The sequence below is a fragment of the Streptomyces sp. A2-16 genome, assembly GCF_018128905.1.
In the GTDB taxonomy this organism is placed as follows: domain Bacteria; phylum Actinomycetota; class Actinomycetes; order Streptomycetales; family Streptomycetaceae; genus Streptomyces.
This window is the reverse complement of the sequence record NZ_CP063808.1, coordinates 5,333,243-5,351,872: the sequence shown is the minus strand read 5'-3', so window position 1 is coordinate 5,351,872 and position 18,630 is coordinate 5,333,243. Positions and strand designations below refer to the sequence as shown.

General features: G+C 72.4%; 12 protein-coding genes. 8 read left to right on the top strand and 4 right to left on the bottom strand.

The features are described from left to right. Positions 1 to 20: 20 nt before the first annotated feature. The 3 genes from IOD14_RS23985 to IOD14_RS23975 all read left to right on the top strand — a co-directional run bounded on the left by IOD14_RS23985 (position 21) and on the right by IOD14_RS23975 (position 5,487). Positions 21 to 1,805, top strand: a complete 1,785-nt coding sequence (locus tag IOD14_RS23985; protein WP_123986876.1) for an N-acetylglutaminylglutamine amidotransferase — start codon at positions 21 to 23, stop codon at positions 1,803 to 1,805. After that, on the top strand, positions 1,778 to 3,892 hold the full coding sequence (locus tag IOD14_RS23980; RefSeq protein ID WP_212671483.1) for a prolyl oligopeptidase family serine peptidase: 2,115 nt from the start codon (positions 1,778 to 1,780) through the stop codon (positions 3,890 to 3,892). Before IOD14_RS23985 ends, IOD14_RS23980 begins: the two co-directional genes overlap by 28 nt. Positions 3,893 to 4,023: 131 nt before the next feature. Then, a complete protein-coding gene (locus IOD14_RS23975) occupies positions 4,024 to 5,487 on the top strand; it encodes an ornithine decarboxylase (protein ID WP_212671482.1) in 1,464 nt (487 codons plus the stop codon). A 144-nt stretch (positions 5,488 to 5,631) separates the two neighbouring features. Here the strand turns inward: IOD14_RS23975 and IOD14_RS23970 are convergent, their stop codons facing one another. The 3 genes from IOD14_RS23970 to IOD14_RS23960 all read right to left on the bottom strand — a co-directional run bounded on the left by IOD14_RS23970 (position 5,632) and on the right by IOD14_RS23960 (position 13,011). After that, the gene (locus IOD14_RS23970; protein ID WP_123986873.1) at positions 5,632 to 8,052 is read right to left on the bottom strand and encodes a SpoIIE family protein phosphatase; all 2,421 of its coding nucleotides are present in this window, start codon (positions 8,050 to 8,052) and stop codon (positions 5,632 to 5,634) included. Between the two features lie 59 nt (positions 8,053 to 8,111). Continuing rightward, positions 8,112 to 12,386 (bottom strand): HAMP domain-containing protein, encoded by a 4,275-nt coding sequence (locus tag IOD14_RS23965; RefSeq protein WP_123986872.1) that lies wholly within the window; start codon positions 12,384 to 12,386, stop codon positions 8,112 to 8,114. 244 nt (positions 12,387 to 12,630) lie between these two features. Continuing rightward, on the bottom strand, positions 12,631 to 13,011 hold the full coding sequence (locus IOD14_RS23960) for an STAS domain-containing protein (RefSeq protein WP_123986871.1): 381 nt from the start codon (positions 13,009 to 13,011) through the stop codon (positions 12,631 to 12,633). Between the two features lie 159 nt (positions 13,012 to 13,170). Here IOD14_RS23960 and IOD14_RS23955 point away from each other — a divergent pair, with 159 nt between their 5' ends. Continuing rightward, complete coding sequence (locus tag IOD14_RS23955; RefSeq protein WP_123986870.1) at positions 13,171 to 13,650, top strand: ATP-binding protein; 480 nt, start codon at positions 13,171 to 13,173, stop codon at positions 13,648 to 13,650. Positions 13,651 to 14,161: 511 nt separating this feature from the next. Here the strand turns inward: IOD14_RS23955 and IOD14_RS23950 are convergent. Further along, positions 14,162 to 14,620 (bottom strand): SRPBCC family protein, encoded by a 459-nt coding sequence (locus IOD14_RS23950; RefSeq protein WP_123986869.1) that lies wholly within the window; start codon positions 14,618 to 14,620, stop codon positions 14,162 to 14,164. A gap of 290 nt (positions 14,621 to 14,910) precedes the next feature. Between IOD14_RS23950 and IOD14_RS23945 the strand changes: the two genes are divergently transcribed. From IOD14_RS23945 to IOD14_RS23930, 4 genes are all read left to right on the top strand, one after another. Further along, the gene (locus tag IOD14_RS23945; RefSeq protein WP_123986868.1) at positions 14,911 to 15,402 is read left to right on the top strand and encodes an SRPBCC family protein; all 492 of its coding nucleotides are present in this window, start codon (positions 14,911 to 14,913) and stop codon (positions 15,400 to 15,402) included. Further along, complete coding sequence (locus IOD14_RS23940; protein ID WP_123986867.1) at positions 15,395 to 17,014, top strand: NAD(P)/FAD-dependent oxidoreductase; 1,620 nt, start codon at positions 15,395 to 15,397, stop codon at positions 17,012 to 17,014. The genes IOD14_RS23945 and IOD14_RS23940 overlap by 8 nt, the downstream gene beginning before the upstream one ends. Before the next feature lie 47 nt (positions 17,015 to 17,061). Next, positions 17,062 to 17,523: a hypothetical protein gene (locus IOD14_RS23935; protein ID WP_123986866.1), complete on the top strand. Its 462-nt coding sequence runs from the start codon at positions 17,062 to 17,064 to the stop codon at positions 17,521 to 17,523. 69 nt (positions 17,524 to 17,592) lie between these two features. After that, on the top strand, positions 17,593 to 18,471 hold the full coding sequence (locus tag IOD14_RS23930) for an SDR family oxidoreductase (protein WP_123986865.1): 879 nt from the start codon (positions 17,593 to 17,595) through the stop codon (positions 18,469 to 18,471). Positions 18,472 to 18,630: the final 159 nt, after the last annotated feature.

Below are 18,630 nucleotides of genomic sequence, written 5' to 3'. Positions count from 1 at the left end.
TGGGAAGGAGGCGGCGTGGCATGTGCGGCCTGAGCGGCGAGATCCGCTTCGACGGCGGGCGACCCGACCTCGCGGCCGTGGAGCGCATGACCGACCGGCTCACCGCTCGTGGACCCGACGGCCAGGGCATCTGGACACGGGGCGCGGTGGCGCTGGGGCACCGGCGACTGAAGATCATCGACCTGTCCGACCTCGGCGCCCAGCCGATGACGGACGCCGACGGCGAGATCACCGGCGTCTTCAACGGCTGCGTCTACAACTACAAGGAGCTGCGCGAGGAGCTCAGGCGTCTCGGACACCGCTTCAGGTCGAACTCCGACACGGAGGTCGTGCTCCACGCCTACCGCCAGTGGGGGACCGCCTGTGTGGAGCGCTTCTACGGCATGTTCGCCTTCGCGCTCGTCGAGCACCGCACCGGGCGTCTCGTGCTCGGCCGCGACCGGCTGGGGATCAAGCCGCTGTATCTCGCGCCCGCGCCGGACCGGTTGCGGTTCGCCTCCTCCCTGCCCGCCCTTCTGGCCGCCGGAGACGTGGACACCTCCGTCGACCCGGTGGCCGTCCACCAGTACCTGAGCTGGCACGCCACGGTCGCCGCCCCGCACACCGTCCTCAACGGCGTGCGCAAACTCCCGCCGGCCACCGTACGGGTGGTCGACCCCGACGGCAGCCAGCGTGACCACCACTACTGGCAGCCGTCCTACACCCGGCGCGCCGAGTACGCGGAGATGGAGCCCGACGAGTGGCGTGACGCGGTGCTGGAGGCGCTGCGCACGGCCGTACGCCGCCGGATGGTCTCCGACGTGCCGGTCGGCGTCCTGCTCTCCGGCGGCCTGGACTCCAGCCTGATCGTCGCCCTCCTCGCCGACGAAGGTCAGCGTGACCTGAAGACGTTCAGCGTGGGTTTCGAGGCCGAGGGCGGGGAGGAGGGCGACGAGTTCCGCTACTCGGACCTGGTCGCCCGCGAGTTCGGCACGGACCACCGTCGGATGATGGTGCCCTCGGACCGGGTCTCGACCGCCCTGGACGACGCCGTCGCCGCAATGAGCGAGCCCATGATCAGCCACGACGTGGTCGCCTTCCACCTGCTGTCCGAGCAGGTCTCCAAAGAGGTGAAGGTCGTGCAGAGCGGGCAGGGCGCCGACGAGGTGTTCGCCGGGTACCACTGGTATCCGGAGCTGGCCGCCGTCGCCCGCGAGGACGAGCCGCAGCGGTACGCCGAGACGTACTTCGACCGTCCCCACGCCGACCTCGCCCGCATCCTCCAGCCGCACCTGCTGCCCCGGGACGACGTGTCGGGACGCTTCGTGAGGGAGCACATGGCGCTTCCCGGCGCGCAGACCGCCCTGGACGCGGCGCTGCGGCTGGACACGCACGTCATGCTCGTCGACGACCCGGTGAAGCGCGTCGACAACATGACCATGGCCTGGGGACTGGAGGCCCGCGTGCCCTTCCTCGACCACGAACTGGTGGAGCTGGCCGCGGCCTGTCCGCCGGAGCTCAAGCTCGCAGACGGCGGCAAGGGCGTCCTGAAGGAGGCCGGCCGCAAGCTCCTGCCGCGGGAGATCGTCGACCGGCCCAAGGGCTACTTCCCCGTGCCGGCCGTCCGCCACATGGCCGGACCCGTACTGGACCGGGTGCGCGAGGCGCTCGCGGCGCCCGAGGCGAAGAAGCGGGGCATCTTCCAGGAGTCGTACGTGGCCGAACTCCTGGCGGCGCCCGACGAGCACCGGACCAAGCGCGGCGCCAACGCCCTGTGGCAGGTGGCACTGCTGGAGATATGGCTGCAGACGCACGGAATCACGTGACCGGCGAGCACGGCACCGGGACCCCGCCCGCCGCGACGGCCGCACCCGCGCCGGGGTCCGCCCGCACCGCGGCCCCCGCCCCGATGCCCCTGCCCGAGGCGGAGGGCCCGCGCGACGCGGTGACCCGGCTCCAGGCGCACGGCTGCTGGTACCCCTCCGCCGATCCCGACGGCACCGCGACGGCCTTCATCTGCGACCGCGGTGGCGTGCCCCAGCTGTGGGCCGGGCCCGCGGACGGGGACGCGATCCGGCTGCTCGACTCCTCCCCGGACCCCGTGAAGGAGGTGTCCTGGTCACCCGACGGCCGCTGGATCGCCTACACCACCGCACCGGGCGGCGGTGAGCACACTCGTGTGCTGTGCGTACGGCCCGACGGCACCGGCCGCCGGCTGCTGGCCGGTGCCGACCCGGACACGTCCGCCTACCTCGGCTGCTGGGCCCACGACGGCTCGGCCGTCGCCGTCACCCTGGCCGCACCGGCCGCCTCCCGCGCCCCGCAGGACGGCCTGTGGCAGCCGCCGGACGCCGTGCCTGTCCACTGGACGGCCCGGGACGGCCGGGCGACCCTCCTCGGCACCACCGCCTACGCCGTGGGTCCGCGCGGAACACCGGCGACCCGGCCGGGCGGGGGCCTGTCCGCCTACCTGATCGATCCCGACGGCCTCGCCTCGCCCGTGCTCGTCGCCACGGAACCGGACGCCCCCACGCTGCGGGTGTGCGACCTCAGCCACGACGGACGGCTCGCGCTGCTGCGCCGGGGCCCGCGCGGGCGGCGGGAGGCGGTGGTACGACGCATACCCGACGCGGTGACGACCTTCACCCTGCCGGTCGCTGACGGCGACCAGTGGATCGGCCGGTTCTCTCCCGACGGGCGGACCCTGTGGCTGCGCAGCGACGCCGAACGGGAGTACGCGGCGCTGTTCGCCGTCGCTCTCGACGCCGACGGCACGCCGCTCGGCAGGACCGTCGCCGCCGAACGCGAGGACTGCGATCTCGAACTGCTGGCGATGGCGCACGACGGCCGCACGGCCGTGCTGGCGTGGAACGTGCGGGGTGCCTGCGAACTCCACGTCGTCGAGACCTTCCCGTGGCACGGGGCCGCGGACGCCGTCGGACCGGCGCGGCCGGTGCCGCTGCCCCACGAGGTCGTCACGCGGGTCGCGCCGGCCGGGACGGGACGGCTGCTGCTCGCGCTGTCCGGGTCGCAACGCCGTCCGGGCGTGTGGTGGGCCCACGAAGGGGTCTCCCTGCTGCGCACCCCGTGGTCCTCCCGGGACGAGGACGCCGTCCCGCCGGGCCGCCCGCCCGTACGCCCCGTGCTCACGGGACTCACCGCCCGGGACGGCTTGCCCCTCAGCGGCTGGTACTACCGTGCTCCGGGACGTGCCCCGAGCGAGCCGGCGCCGTGTGTGATCCACCTGCACGGCGGCCCCGAGGACCAGGAACGCCCCGTGCTCGACCCGCTCTACCACGAGCTGCTCGGGCGCGGACTGGACGTCTTCGCACCCGACGTGCGCGGCTCCGCCGGGCACGGCCGCACCTTCGTCGACGCCGACCTGGGCACCGGCCGCTTCGCCGCGCTCGACGACGTCGCCGACTGCGCGGCGCACGCGGTCACGGCGGGCCCCGCGGACCCCACCCGGCTGGCGGTGATGGGCCGCTCGTACGGCGGCTACCTGACCTTCGCCTCCCTCGTGCGGCACCCGGACCTGTTCCGCACCGGCGTCGCCGTCTGCGGCATGTCCGACCTGCTGACCTTCTTCGCCGGCACCGAGCCCTGGATCGCGGAATCCGCCGCGCACAAGTACGGCCATCCCGAACGCGACCGCGAACTGCTGCACGCCCTGTCACCCATGAGCCGTATCGACGCGCTGAGGGCCCCGTTGCTCGCCGTCCACGGCGAGCACGACACCAACGTGCCGCCGGAGGAGTCGCGGCAGTTCGTGCGGGCCGCGCGGGAACACGGCGTCCACGCCGAACTGCTCGTGCTGCGCGACGAGGGCCACGACTTCCTGCGCGCGGACAACCGCCGCCTGTTCCGCCGGACCGCCGCGGACTGGATGGAGCGGCACCTGCGCCCCTCCTGAGCCGCTGGGGGAGGGGACGGCCGGTGCAGGGCGTTTCGGCAGGCGTCCGCGGTCAACACGGTGTGCAGACCGGGTGAGCCGACCGTACGGCGTCGACACCCGAACGGGGCGGGACGGACTTGGGAGGAACCATGGATCACTCGCGGGCGCCCGTGCTGGAGGCGCTTGAGGAGTTCCGCAGGCGGGGTGACACGGTCTTCGGTCCGCCCGGCCACAGGCAGGGCCGCGGCGTGGACCCGAGGGTGGCGGAGGTCGTCGGACTCGACGTGTTCCGCTCGGACGTGCTCTCCCTCAACGGCCTGGACGACCGCCGTCAGTCCCAGGGTGTGCTCAGGCAGGCACAGGAGCTGATGGCGGACGCGGTAGGCGCCGAGCAGGCGTTCTTCTCCACGTGCGGCAGCTCCCTGTCCGTCAAGACGGCGATGCTCGCTGTCGCCGGTCCGGGGGAGAAGCTGTTGCTGTCGCGCAACGCGCACAAGTCCGTGATCTCGGGCGTCGTCGTCAATGGCGTGGAACCGATCTGGGTCCATCCCCGGTTCGACGCCGACCGGCACCTCGCCCATCCGCCGGAGCCCGACGACGTACGCCGCCGGCTCCAGGAGCACCCCGACGCCAAGGGCATGCTGCTGATCACCCCCACCGACTGGGGCACCTGCGCCGACGTCCGGGGCGTGGCCCGGGTGTGCCACGAGTTCGGCGTCCCCCTCATCCTCGACGAGGCCTGGGGCGCCCACCTGCCGTTCCATCCCGATCTGCCCGCCTGGGGCATGGACGCAGAGGCGGACCTGGTGGTCACGAGCGTCCACAAGATGGGCGGGGCGATCGAGCAGAGCTCCGTCTTCCACCTCCAGTACGACCGGGTCTCGCCGGAGGCTCTCAAGCAGCGGGAGGACCTGCTAGGCACCACCAGCGCCTCGTCCCTGGTGTACCTGACCCTGGACGGCTGGCGCCGCCAGATGGTCGAGCAGGGCCACGACCTCCTGGACGCCGCGCTGCACCGCGCGGAACGGATCAGGCTGGCGGCCGCGGATCTGCCGGGACTGCGGCCCATGGGGCAGGAGATCGTGGAGGAAGGGCTCGCCGCGGAATTCGACCCTTTGAAGATCGTGATCGATGTACGCGAGCTCGGGATCAGCGGCATGCAGGCCGCCGAATGGCTGCGGACCGAACGCCATGTGGACCTCGGCGGCTCGGACACCTGCCGGATCAGCGCGTCGATCACCCACGGCGACGACGACGAGACGGAGAAGACGCTCCTGGACGCCCTGCGCGCCCTCACCGAGGGCGCCGAGTCCATCGAGCGCAGGCCGCCGGTACGCCTGCCCGAGCCCTCCGCCCTGGAACTGGAGCAGGCCATGCTGCCACGCGAGGCGTTCTTCGCCGAGGTCGACCACGTCCCCGCCGAGCGTGCCGCGGGCCGTATCGCCGCGGAGATGATCAGCCCGTATCCGCCGGGAGTGCCGGTGATCGCTCCCGGTGAGGTCATCACCGACGAGATCCTCGACTATCTGCGCAGCGGCGTCGAGCACGGCGTCCTGATCCCGGACGCGGCCGATCCCTCGGTGAGGACGCTGCGGGTGGTGGCGCGGCGCTGAGGCCGGGCCAGGTCAGCCGGCCTCGTGCGGTTGTGCCACGAGGAGCGCCCTTGTCGGCGAGCGCGGTCAGGGACAGTGTCCGATACCCCATGGACTCGAACAGCACGGTGATGCGGTCGCCCTCCTCGCGCATCACCCGGGGCCTCAGGCCACGCGGATCCCCACGATGCAGGTGTCGTCGTCCGTGTCGGACCTGCTGTGCGTGAGCAGCCGGTCCAACTGCTGGTCCAGCGTGGGCGGGACCGCCCGCGCGACCGTCAGGAACTGCGCCAGGGACTCCTCCACGGAGCGGTCCCGGCGTTCGATCAGACCGTCGGTGTACATCAGCAGCGTGTCCTCGACGGCCAGCTGGACCTCGTGCTCCTCGTACACGGCCTCCGGTACGGCGCCCAGCAGCAGCCCCTTGACCAGGGGCAGCGGCGCCGCATCCGAGCCGCGCACCAGGACCGGGGGCAGATGCCCGGCCCGCGCCCAGCGCAGCGTGTGGCTCTCCGGGTCGTACAGACCGCACACGGCCGTGGCGGTGACGGCGCCGGTCAGATGGTGGGCCACCATGTTGAGCCAGGACAGCAGCTGGCCGGGCCCCGCGCCGGTCACGGCGAGCCCGCGCAGCGCGTTGCGCAGGACGACCATGCTGGTGGCCGCCTCGATGCCGTGCCCGGCGACGTCGCCCACGCACAGCAGCACCAGCCGGGACGGCAGTACAACCGCGTCGTACCAGTCACCGCCGACCAGGTGCTGGGTCTCCGCGGGCCGGTAGCGCACCGCCACGTCCAGTCCCGGAACCGTCAGCGGCGCCCGTGTCGGGGGCATGATGGCGTGCTGCAACTGCAGGGTCAGCCGGTTGCGTTCGCTGGACTGCTGCTCGGTGTGGGCGAGCTGGTCGCGGGTGGCGGCGAGCGCGACCTCGGTCCAGTGGTGCGCCGAGATGTCCTGGTAGGCGCCGCGCAGGACGTACAGCTGGCCGGCGGAGTCCAGGACCGGCTCCGCCACGACCCGGATGTGGCGGGTGACCCCGTCGGGGCGCAGGAGCCGGAACGCGGTGGACGCGGGACGACGCTGATGGAGCAGGGTGCGCAGGAACCGTCCGATGGCGATGCCGTCGTCGGGGTGCGCGTGGGCGGGCAGGTCCTCCAGCGGCACGGGGGCGTCGGTGGCGGGCCTGCCGTAGAGGTGGAAGAGCTGCCCGTTCCAGGTGATCTCGCCCGTCAGCAGGTTCTCCTCGAAGCCACCGATGCGGCCCAGGCGCTGGGCGTGCTGGAGCAGGCTCGCCAGCCGGGCCGTCTCGTCCTCGATCCGCCAGATCAGCAGGACACTGCCGCCGTGCCGACTGATGTTGATGTCGGCGACCGCCGCGAGCGGCACGTCGTCCACCAAGGCGGTGAGCCGCATGCGGTGGGCGCGGAACGGCTCGCCGGTGGCGTAGACCCGCTCCGTCCGTTCGAACAGCTCGCTGTGGCCGGCGGCCATCGGATACGCCTCCAGCAGCAGCGCCCCGTTCACGGCGCCCCGCGGACGGCCGGCCGGGTCGAGGAAGCGGCTGTTGACGTGGTGGATGCGGAAGTCGACGAGGTGCCCGTCGGAACCCAGGTGCGGCACTAGCACCAGAGCGGGATCGTGGAGCCCGTCGGCCAGGTCCATCAGTTCGGAGACGTCGGGCAGGACGCGCGGACCCGGGGCGCCGTCGGGGTGCTGGAACGCGTGCGTCTGCAGGGTGTGCGCGCACAGCTCCGCCAGGGCCTCGACCTGGCGGACGATCGCCGGGAGAGGGTCCTCCAGGGGAGTGGGCCAGACGATCTCCAGCACGCCGTGGATGCGCCCGCCGGTCTCGGCCGGCAGGGCCACGCGGCCGCCGTCGACGTAATGGTGCTGGCCGATGGAGGGCAGGCCGGTCTCGGAAAGACTGCGGATCCACTGTCCCGAGCGCTCGGTGAGGCCGCGGCGCGCCACGGTCGTCACGCCCGGCGGCACATGGCGCCAGCGTCCGGCCTCGGCCGTGGAGAACCCGGCACTGCCCGCCAGGGTGAGGGAGCCGTCGGCCCCCAGGGCCCAGATGGCCACCGCCTCGGCGCCCAGGGGGGTCAGCGCGTGCTCCAGCAGGGAGTCGGCGACCGCCTGGGTGTCCTCGGCGGCGGCCAGCGCCCCGCTCTCGGCAGCCCGCAGCCGTACGGCGGAGGAGTGTCCGTCGGGCGGGTCGGCTGTGGCCGTGGCGGCGAGAAAGGCGCTGGTCACCTCCGACAGCCGGTCGCGCGAGGCCTGGTTGATCACCTCGACGGCGAACTCCAGAGGCGTCACACCCGCCTGCTCGGTCAGCTCGGCGAGCTGACGCGAGGCCTGCGCGGGACCGCAGCCCAGCCGTTCGACCAGGATGCCCTTGGCCAGTTCGATCAGGGCCCGCCCGTCCGCCTCGGCCTGCGCCGCCCGCACCTCCTGGCGCAGCCGCTCCACGGTCGCCGCCAGCCTGCCGACGGGAGAGGACTGCCCGTCGGGGTCGTCGCGGTCGACGGCGGGCCGTTCCTGTGCGCGGGCGGTCTGGGGCTCGGGCGGCTGACGGAGATCACTCACAGTGGGGCCTGTTCCTCGGCTGGGGCGTCACGCGGTCGGCTGGCGGGCACGGCGTCCGCTCACCCGGGCAGCCACTGGCGGACACGGGCGATGAGGTCGCCGGTGTCGACGGGCTTGGTGACGTAGTCGTTGGCCCCTGACGCGAGGCTCTTCTCCTGGTCCCCGGGCATGGCCTTCGCGGTGACCGCGATGATCGGCAGCTCGGCGTACTGCGGCATGGAGCGGATCTCCGCGGTGGCGGCGTACCCGTCCATCTCCGGCATCATCACGTCCATCAGGACCAGCGAGATGTCCGGGTGCGCGAGGAGCATCTCGATGCCCTTGCGGCCGTTGTCCGCGTGCAGGACCTGGAAGCCGTGCAGCTCCAGCACCCCGCTGAGCGCGAAGAGGTTGCGGGCGTCGTCGTCGACCACGAGGACCGTCCGGCCGACGAAGGAGTCGTCCACCACCTGCGCCGCGGATCGCTGGGGCTCCTCGGGGCGCACCAGCGACAGCACGTCACCGGGCTGCTCGGCGGACAGGTGCAGCGTGATCCGCTCGCGCAGATCGTCCAGGCTGCTCAGGAAGTCCAGCGGCCGGTCGCCCGCCAGGGCCCGCAGACCCTGCTCCTGGCCGAGGGACATGCGGTGCCCGGTGTGCACGAGGACCGGCACGCTTGCCAGCGCCGAGTCGCCGCCCATGGCCTCCAGGAAGTTCGCGCCCTCGTCGTGCGGAATGCCGAGTTCGAGGACGACGCAGTGGCAGGGGTCGGCGGCCAGGGTGCTCGCCGCCTCCTGCGCCCCCACGGCCGTGATGATGTCGATCGCCCCGTGCGGGCCGTCGGCGTCCTGGGAGAGGTCCGCGACGGCCCGCTCGGCGACGAGCGTGAGCAGTCCGCGCGGACGCTCCTCGATGACCAGCAGCCGGCGCCTGCGCTGCTCGGGGGAGGGAGCGGCGGCCGCCAGGGCTCGCGGCGCCGTGTCGTCGTCGGGGCCGGCACTGTCGTACGACTGCTCCACGGGCCGTCCGCCGTTGTCCTGCAACTCCTCGAAGTCGGCGCGCGCGACCGGGAGATAGAGCGTGAAGGTGCTGCCCTGGCCGGGAGTGCTGTCGACCGTGACCGCACCGCCCAGCAGATGGGCGATCTCCCGGGTGATGGACAGACCGAGCCCGGTGCCGCCGTACTTGCGGCTCGTCGTGCCGTCGGCCTGCTGGAACGCCCCGAAGATCGTCTCCAGTTGCTGCTGCGGGATGCCGATGCCGGTGTCCTTGACCCGGAACGCCACGACGGGTCCGCCCCGGTGCACGCCGGCCGGCACCTCCTGGTCGGCGGGCGGTTCGATCCGCAGCTCCACACCGCCCTGCTCGGTGAACTTCACCGCGTTCGACAGCAGGTTGCGCAGGATCTGGCGCAGCCGGGAGTCGTCGGTCAGCAGGTCCGCCGGGGTGCCGGGGGCGGTGGCCACCGTGAACTCCAGGCTCTTCTGGCTCGTCATGGGCCGGAACGTCGCCTCGACGTACTCCAGGAGCTTGCGCAGCGGGACCCGCTCGGGGGCGACGTCCATCTTGCCCGCCTCGACCTTGGACAGGTCGAGGATGTCGTTGATCAGCTGGAGCAGGTCCGAGCCCGCCGAGTGGATGATGCCCGCGTACTCGACCTGCTTCGGCGTGAGGTTGCGCGAGGGGTTCTGCGCCAGCAACTGGGCCAGGATCAGCAGGCTGTTGAGCGGGGTGCGCAGCTCGTGGCTCATGTTGGCCAGGAACTCCGACTTGTACTTGGACGCCAGCGACAACTGCTGCGCCCGGGTCTCCAGTTCCTGCCGGGCCTGCTCGATCTGGAGGTTCTTGGCCTCGATGTCGCGGTTCTGCGAGGCCAGCAGCGAGGCCTTCTCCTCCAGCTCCGCGTTGGAGCGCTGGAGTTCGTCCTGCTGGACCTGCAACTCCTCGGAACGGGCCTGGAGTTCGGCCGTCAGCCGCTGGGACTCGTCAAGCAGCTCGTCGGTGCGGACGTTGGCGACGATGGTGTTGAGGTTGACGCCGATGGTCGGCATCAGCTGCGCCAGGAAGTCCTGGTGGATCTTCCTGAAGCGGCTGACGGAGGCCAGCTCGATCACACCGAGGACCTGCTCCTCGACCACGATCGGCAGCACCACCAGAGCGGTGGGCGCGGCGTGCCCGAGACCCGAGGAGATGGTGACGTACCCCTCGGGCAGCTCCTCCACGGTGACGCTGCGGCGGTTGCGCGCGGCCTGCCCGACCAGCGAGCGCCCGACCGGGATGCGGGTGGGCCGCTCTTCGTCGTCGGGATAGCCGTACGAGCCCACCAGCCGCAGTTCGTGCCCGCGCTGGGTGTCCTCCGCCAGGTAGAAGGCGCCGTACTGGGCCGCGACCAGCGGGGTGAGCTCGTCCATGATCAGCTCGGCGACCACGGGCAGGTCACGGTGGCCCTGCATCAGGCTGGAGATCCGGGCCAGGTTGGTCTTGAGCCAGTCCTGCTCCTGGTTGGCCCGGGTGGTCTCGCGCAGGGACTCCACCATGGAGTTGATGTTGTCCTTGAGCTCGGCGACCTCACCGGAGGCCTCCACGTTGATCGACCGGGTCAGGTCGCCCTCGGCGACGGCGCTGGCGACCTCGGCGATCGCGCGGACCTGCCGAGTGAGGTTCCCGGCCAGCTCGTTGACGTTCTCGGTGAGCCGCTTCCAGGTGCCCTCGACACCCTCCACCTCGGCCTGCCCGCCGAGCCGTCCCTCGCTGCCCACCTCGCGGGCCACGCGGGTGACCTCCGCAGCGAACGACGAGAGCTGGTCCACCATCGTGTTGATGGTGGTCTTCAGCTCCAGGATCTCGCCCCGGGCGTCGACGTCGATCTTCTTCGACAGGTCACCGTTGGCCACCGCGGTCGTCACCAGGGCGATGTTGCGCACCTGACCGGTGAGGTTGTTGGCCATCGAGTTGACGTTGTCGGTGAGGTCCTTCCAGGTGCCGGCCACGTTCGGCACATGCGCCTGACCGCCGAGGCGCCCCTCGGTGCCGACCTCGCGGGCCACCCGGGTGACCTCGTCGGCGAACGCGGACAGCGTGTCGACCATGGTGTTGATGACGTCCGCCAGGGCTGCGACCTCGCCCTTGGCCTCCACGGTGATCTTCTGGGAGAGGTCGCCGCGGGCCACGGCGGTGGCGACCTGGGCGATCGAACGGACCTGCCCGGTCAGGTTCGACGCCATCACGTTGACGTTGTCGGTGAGGTCCTTCCAGGTCCCCGACACGCCCCGCACGATCGCCTGCCCGCCCAGGTTGCCCTCGGTGCCGACCTCGCGGGCGACGCGGGTGACCTCGTCGGCGAAGGCGGAGAGCTGGTCGACCATCGTGTTGATGGTGTTCTTGAGTTCGAGGATCTCGCCGCGGGCGTCGACGGTGATCTTCTGGGAGAGGTCGCCCTGCGCCACCGCGGTCGCCACCTGGGCGACGTTGCGGACCTGCGCGGTGAGGTTGCCGCCCATGAAGTTCACGGAGTCGGTGAGGTCGCGCCAGGTGCCCTTGACGCCCTTGACGTCGGCCTGTCCGCCGAGGCGTCCCTCGGTGCCGACTTCTCGGGCGACGCGGGTGACTTCGTCGGCGAAGGCGGAGAGCTGGTCGACCATCGTGTTGATGGTGTTCTTGAGTTCGAGGATCTCGCCGCGGGCGTCGACGGTGATCTTCTGGGAGAGGTCGCCCTGCGCCACCGCCGTCGTCACCTGGGCGACGTTGCGGACCTGGGAGGTGAGGTTCCCGGCCATGAAGTTGACCGAATCGGTCAGGTCGCGCCAGACGCCGCCCACCCCGGGCACCTGCGCCTGTCCGCCGAGACGGCCCTCGCTGCCGACCTCGCGCGCGACGCGGGTGACCTCGTCGGCGAACGCGGACAGCTGGTCGACCATCGTGTTGACGGTCTCCTTCAGCTGAAGGATCTCCCCGCGCGCGGGCACGTCGATCTTCTGGGACAGGTCGCCCTTGGCCACCGCCGTCGCCACCTGGGCGATGTCACGCACCTGGGTGGTCAGATTGCCGGCCATCGCGTTGACCGAGTCGGTCAGGTCCGCCCAGGTGCCGGAGACGCCCGGAACCTCCGCCTGGCCGCCCAGCGTGCCCTCGGTGCCGACCTCGCGGGCCACCCGTGTGACCTCCGAGGTGAACACGGACAGCTGGTCGACCATGCCGTTGAAGACGGTGGCGATGTCGCCCAGCAGGCCCTGTCCGTCGGACGGCAGCCGCGTGCCGAAGTCGCCGTCGCGCACGGCGGTCAGCCCGGCCAGCAACTGCCGTAGCTCCTGCTCGCCCGGGGCCTTCTCCCGAGCCGGTGTCGACGTGCTGGTCATGCGCACCCTCGTTCCGCTCCCCAAGAGTCCCCGCACCGAGGACTCGGAACCGTGCCGGGCTCGTCACGGGCCCGCTCACCAGCGACAATTCCGCACCCCACGGAGCTGCCCGATGAGAAATCCGTCGAAGATTAACCCAGGTGCCGAGTGGCGACAAAAGGCTGTCGGGAGGGTTGTGACCCACCGAAAAAAGAGTGGGTGAAGCCGGCATGAGAGGGAGGAGCCCGGGTACTCGTCCGAGTTTTCACGCGTCCGGCCGCGTCGACGCGAGGGCGTCCTCCAGGGTCGGGTGAAAGGGGACGACGGTGTCGAGTCCCACGAGCTCCAGAGTGCGCAGCACCGCGCCCCGCACCACCACCAGCCGCAGCCATCCCCCTGCGGCCCGGGCGTCCTGGAAGGCGGCGATCAGGGAGTTGACGCCGCTGGAGTCCATGAACGTGACCTTGCTCAGGTCGACCACGACCCGGTGAGCCGCGGCGGTGTCCCCTGCGGCCAGGGCCCGCGTCAGGCCGCCCACGCTCTGGTGGTCGATCTCTCCGTCGAGGCCGAGGACGGTGATGCCGTCGGCGTCGGTCCGGACCACGGCCAGTCCGCCGCGGTCCTCTGCTTCCCGGTTGTCTGCCACTTGCGTCCTCTGCGCACTCGATGGGGCTGTCACGTCCTTGGTGCCACCGTTGCCCAGGAAGCCGGGGTGCGATGCATGAGACCGTTCCCGAGTTCGTCGGCAGCAGAAGAAAAGCGCGGCACAGGCGTAAGGGGCGAACCACGGGGTAGCCGCGCGCTCATGAACGGGGTACTGGAGATGGTCGGCGGGGTGCGGGTCCTGCCTGAGGAGTGTTCGCGGATGCCGGAAGCCGCACCTGCCGAGGTGACCGTGGCCCTGGACGGAGCGGACGGCTGTATCGCCGACGCGCGGGCCCAGACGTCGAAGTTCCTGACGCGGGTGCAGGGGGAGTACGGGCTGCCGGTGGCGGCCCGCACCGTGGACCTGGGGCAGCTGGTGGTCAGCGAGCTGGTCACCAACGCGCTGAAATACGCGCCTGGCCCGGTGCTGCTGCAGCTGCGCATCACCGACGGCATGCTGGAGATCGAGGTGTGGGACACCGATCCGACACTTCCCATGGCGCGCGCCGCCGACGTAGGCCGGGTGGGCCAGCACGGTCTGGAGATCGTCATGGCGGTCGTACAGGGAATCGAGGTGCGCCGAGAACCCGTCGGCAAACGCGTCACGGCCCGGCTCACGCTCTTCGACGATCCGTTGTAGTCACCGGGCGCCGACGGCGCCGACGGCTGCGGGCGGGCACACGCGAGCCGGACGGATGGGTGCTGGGTCGCTGAGGCGATGCCGCTGGGTGCGGCGCCCGTGAGACCGAGTCACCCGGGCGCCGGCAGCTCCGGGGACTTCGCGTGCGGTGCGGATGGGCGCCGGGGCGCTGAGGCGATGCCGCTGGGTGCGGCGGCCGCGGGACCGAGCCACCCCCAGGAGCCAGGAGCGCGGTTACGGCGCCGAGGGTGCCGTCTGTGACCTCGTCGCGGGCGGCCTGGCGGTACGCGCAGTTCCGCCAGGCCCGCATCGCGGGCGCCGCCGGACGCGGTCGGGCCGACGCCGGCCCCGCCCGCCGGCCGGGGACGCGCGAACTGGACCCGCCGCTTCCGCACGCGGGCCCCGGTCGCCGTCGGGGTGCCCGCAGGGCAGCCCGCGCACCGCGCCTCCGTCACGCCGACGGACGGCTCCGGAGTCCGTACCGACGGGACCCGGGCCGACCCCGGAAACGTCAGCCGGCAGCGAGCGCCTTCTCGGCGGCCGTCTTGATGCGGTTGCCGAAGTCGGGAGCGTCCTTGCGGGCCGCGGCCAGCGCCAGACCGACCAGCAGTTTGCCCAGCCCGTGGCCCTCCAGCACGTTGAAGATACGGACCCGGGTCCTGCCGTCGGGCAGGGACTCCAGGTCATAGCCGCCCTCGCGCACGCTCACGCTGTTCTTGGACACCTCGACCCAGCGGATCCTGACCGGGGCTTCGAGTTCGGTGATGCGGAACTCCCGCGCCGTCTTCATGCCGGCGTCCTTGACGGTGCTCCGGAAGACCGTGCCCACAGCGGTCGGCGTCTCCGGAATCCTCTCGATCCTGAGCACCCGGGGACTGAACTGGGGATCGTTGCGCCCATCGGCGAGGTAGGCGAACACCTCCTGCACCGGACGGTCGACCTCCACCACCGCTTTGAACTCTCCGGACATGGGAACTCCTCATCGGTCGGGCCGTATCGGATCCGCGCCTCTCCTCGCCGGACGGGGCACGGACCCTGCGGTGACTCGCATACGGCCGCGGCCCGGTCGGGACACGACCAGGGCCCGGGAACCCCTGTGCCATGGCGGCACCGTGACCCTACGGGAGGACCGGACATCACGCGAGACGAACGGTGACCGTGCCGACGTCCCGACCGGCAGGGCCGGGCCGGACCACTGCATCCGGCCGGGGGATCACAACGGAATCCGCAGTACACGCGGTACACACAGGGAGGTATCCCGTGGCTCGTCGCCATCGCCTGATCCGAGTAGACCCGAGTGCTGTGTGGGACGTCCTCGCCGACGGTCACCGCTATGCGGAGTGGGTCGTGGGGACCTCCCGCTCCGAGCCGGTCCGCGGACAATGGCCGCACAAGGACGCGGCGCTCCGCTTCCAGGTCCCGATCGGACCGCTGAAACTGGTCAACGAAACGGTCGTACGCCACTGCGAGGAAGGCGTCAGCCTGGAGCTGGAGGCCCATGCCGGCGTGCTCGGCACCGCCCGCATCGCGATCGAGCTGCGGCCGTGGGGCGAGGAGTGCCTGGTCATCGTCGACGAGCACCCGCTGCGGGGAGCCGGTGGCCGACTGCACAACGTCGGATTCGACGCGCTGATCCAGCTGCGCCACCGGACCATGCTCGCCCGCCTGGCCAAGCTGTGCGAAGGCCTGGAGAGAGACGCCCGCGACACCCCGCGACCGGTACCGGGCGTCGCGGGAGCCGGCCGTGCCTGACGCCGTCGTGATCGGCGCGGGCCCCAACGGCCTGGTCGCCGCGAACGTGCTGGCGGACGCCGGATGGAGCGTCGAGGTGCTGGAGGAACAGCCGGAGCCGGGCGGCGCCGTGCGCCACGACCGCGGGGTCGATCCCGCCTTCGTCAGCGACCTCTTCAGCTCCTTCTACCCGCTCGCGGCCGCCTCCCCGGTCCTGGCCGCACTGCGGCTGGAGGACCACGGGCTGCGCTGGAGCAACGCACCGAGCGTGCTCGCACACCCCCTCACCGACGGCAGCTGCGCCCTCCTGGACCGCGACCTCGACACCACGGCCCAGTCCCTCGACACCTTCGCCCCCGGCGACGGCGACGCCTGGCGGCGGCTCGACGAGGTGTGGCAGAGCCTGCGCCACGACATCCTGGACGCCTTGTTCACCCCCTTCCCGCCGGTCCGCGCGACAGCCCGCCTGGCGTGGCGGCTGCGCGCCGCGGGCGGTCTGCGCATGGCCCGGACCCTGGTCCTTCCGGTACGGCGGCTGGGGGAGGAGGAGTTCCGTGGACAGGGCGGGCGGCTCCTGCTGGCGGGAAACGCCCTGCACGCCGACCTCACCCCCGAATCGGCGGGCAGCGGCGGCTTCGGCTGGCTGATGTCCATGCTGGGCCAGACCTACGGCTTCCCCGTGCCCGTCGGCGGCTCCGGCGCCCTGACCCAGGCCCTGGCCCGCCGCCTCGAGGCCAGGGGCGGGCGGGTCCGCTGCGGACAGCGCGTCGAGGAGGTCGTGGTCCGCGGCGGCCGGGCCGTCGGCGTGCGGACGGCCGGCGGCGACGCGGTACCGGCCCGCCGGGCGGTGCTGGCGAACGTGTCGGTGCCCACGCTGTACGGCCGCCTCCTCGACCCCGAGCACCTGCCCGCGCAGCTCCTGGACGACCTGCGCCGCTTCCAGTGGGACTTCGCCACCTTCAAGGTCGACTGGGCGCTCGACGGCCCGGTGCCCTGGCAGGCCGAGCAGGCGTCCCGGGCCGGCACCGTCCACCTCGCCGACGGTGTCGACGAACTCACCCGCTTCGCCGCGCAGCTCGCCATGAGGCAGGTCCCGGACCGGCCCTTCCTGCTGTTCGGGCAGATGACCACGGCCGACGCCACCCGCTCCCCGCGGGGCACGGAATCGGCGTGGGCCTACACCCACGTCCCCCACGAGATCGGCGCCGACGCGGCCGACGAGGGCATCACCGGCCAGTGGGACACCAAGGACCAGGAACTCATGGCCGACCGGGTCGAGGCCCAGGTGGAGCGGTTCGCGCCGGGTTTCCGCGACCTGATCCGCGCCCGCCGCATCCTGGCACCGCCGACCCTGCAGGCCATGGACGCCAATCTGAGCGGCGGCGCCATCAACGGCGGTACGACCGCCCTGCACCAGCAGCTCGTCTTTCGCCCCGTGCCCGGCACCGGACGCCCGGAGACCCCGGTCCCGGGGCTCTTCCTGGCCTCCTCCGGCGCCCACCCGGGCGGCGGAGTGCACGGTGCACCGGGCGCCAACGCGGCCCGGGCCGCCCTGCACCGCCACCGGCCCCCCGGCCTCACCCGCGCCCAACGACTCCTGACCCGCCGCGACCGCACCGGAAGCAGGCGCTGACCCCTGGCGCCGCCCGCCGGGGCGGCCGTACCCGTCGAGGAGGAGCAGTGAACGAACACCGGCAGGATCCCGGCGGCCCCGACCGTGACCATCGACGCCCCGCAGGCCTCGACGACACGACCGTCGAGGCCCTCGGGGCGCTCTCCAAGGCCCTGGAGACGACCGAGCGGGCCCGGGGCCGGCTCTACGACTTCCATCAGCTGACCGGCACGGCGGACCTGCAACTGGACGACGCCGTACGGCTGTTGGAGGAGGCGGGGCATCCGGAGTGGGCCGCGAAGGTCCGCTCGGAGATCCTCGGACGCAATGTGATCCCCGGACACTGGACCTTCCAGATCGTGGAGGCCTACAACGCCACCTACTACCGGCCCTTCCAGCAGCTGGAGGCGAGCGCGGTCGAGGAACTCGCGCAGGGCCGGGACCACTTGTACGAGGCCGAGCTGAAGGAGGACCGCCGTACTCCCGGCCACCCCGACCACACTCCGCGTCCGCCGGCCCCCGGGAGCTGAGCCCCGGGCGACCGCGCGGACGCGGACACGGCCGGCAGGGCGTCCGTCCGACGAAAGGAGGGCCGATCCGTGCGCAGCAACCCGCTTGACGGCCGTACGGTGGCCGTCACCGGAGCAGCCCGTGGTGTGGGCGCAGCCCTGGCCCGGGAGATCTCGCGGCGCGGGGCCCGGCTCGCCCTGCTGGGCCACGAGAAGCCGCTCCTGGACACGGTGGCCGCGTCCCTCCCGGGGCCGGCCCTGGCCGTCGAGGTCGATGTCACCGATCCGGAGGCGCTGGCCGTCGCGGCCGGTGACGTGCGGGCCCGTCTCGGACCCGCCTCGGCCGTGGTGGCCAACGCGGGCATAGCGGAAGGCGGTCCGTTCCAGGACTCGCCGCCGGCCGCCTGGAGCCGCGTCGTGGACGTCAATCTCACCGGCAGCGCCAACACGGCCCGGGCGTTCCTGCCGGACCTTCTCGACACGGGGGGCTACTTCCTGCAGATCGCCTCGCTCGCGTCGCTCGGCGCGGCCCCGATGATGAGCGCCTACTGCGCCTCCAAGGCGGGCGCCGAGGCCTTCGCGCACTCCCTGCGGGCGGAGGTGGCACACCGGGGGGTCGGCGTGGGCATCGCCTACCTCAACTGGACGGACACCGACATGATCCGCGACGCCGACCTGCATGCCGTGCTGCGGGAACTGCGCGTCCGCATGCCCGGGCCTGCCCGCCGAGTGCACCCCGCCGAAACGGTGGCCGCCCAGGTGGTCAGGGGGCTGGAGCGGCGCCGTACGGCCGTCTACGCACCGGCCTGGCTGCGTCTGGTCCAACCGGTGCGGGCGGCCCTGCCACCCGTCGTCCTGCGCGTGTCGCGTCGCGCGCTCTCCCGCCTGGAGGCCGAGCAGCCCGTCGAGTACACCGGTCCTCTGGGCGCCGGCGGCCTCGCCGACCGCGGGACGCGTAGCGAGCGCTGAACCGGCAGGCTGCCGCGACCCGTACATGGTGCGGCCCGTCAGCCGGTTCGGACCGGCCCGGTCCGCCGCGACGGCAGTTTCGCCCCGGGGCGAACTCCCGGCGGACCGGGAGTCCGCGGTGCCCGAGGCGAAACTGCCCGTGGCCTCACCGCGTGGCGG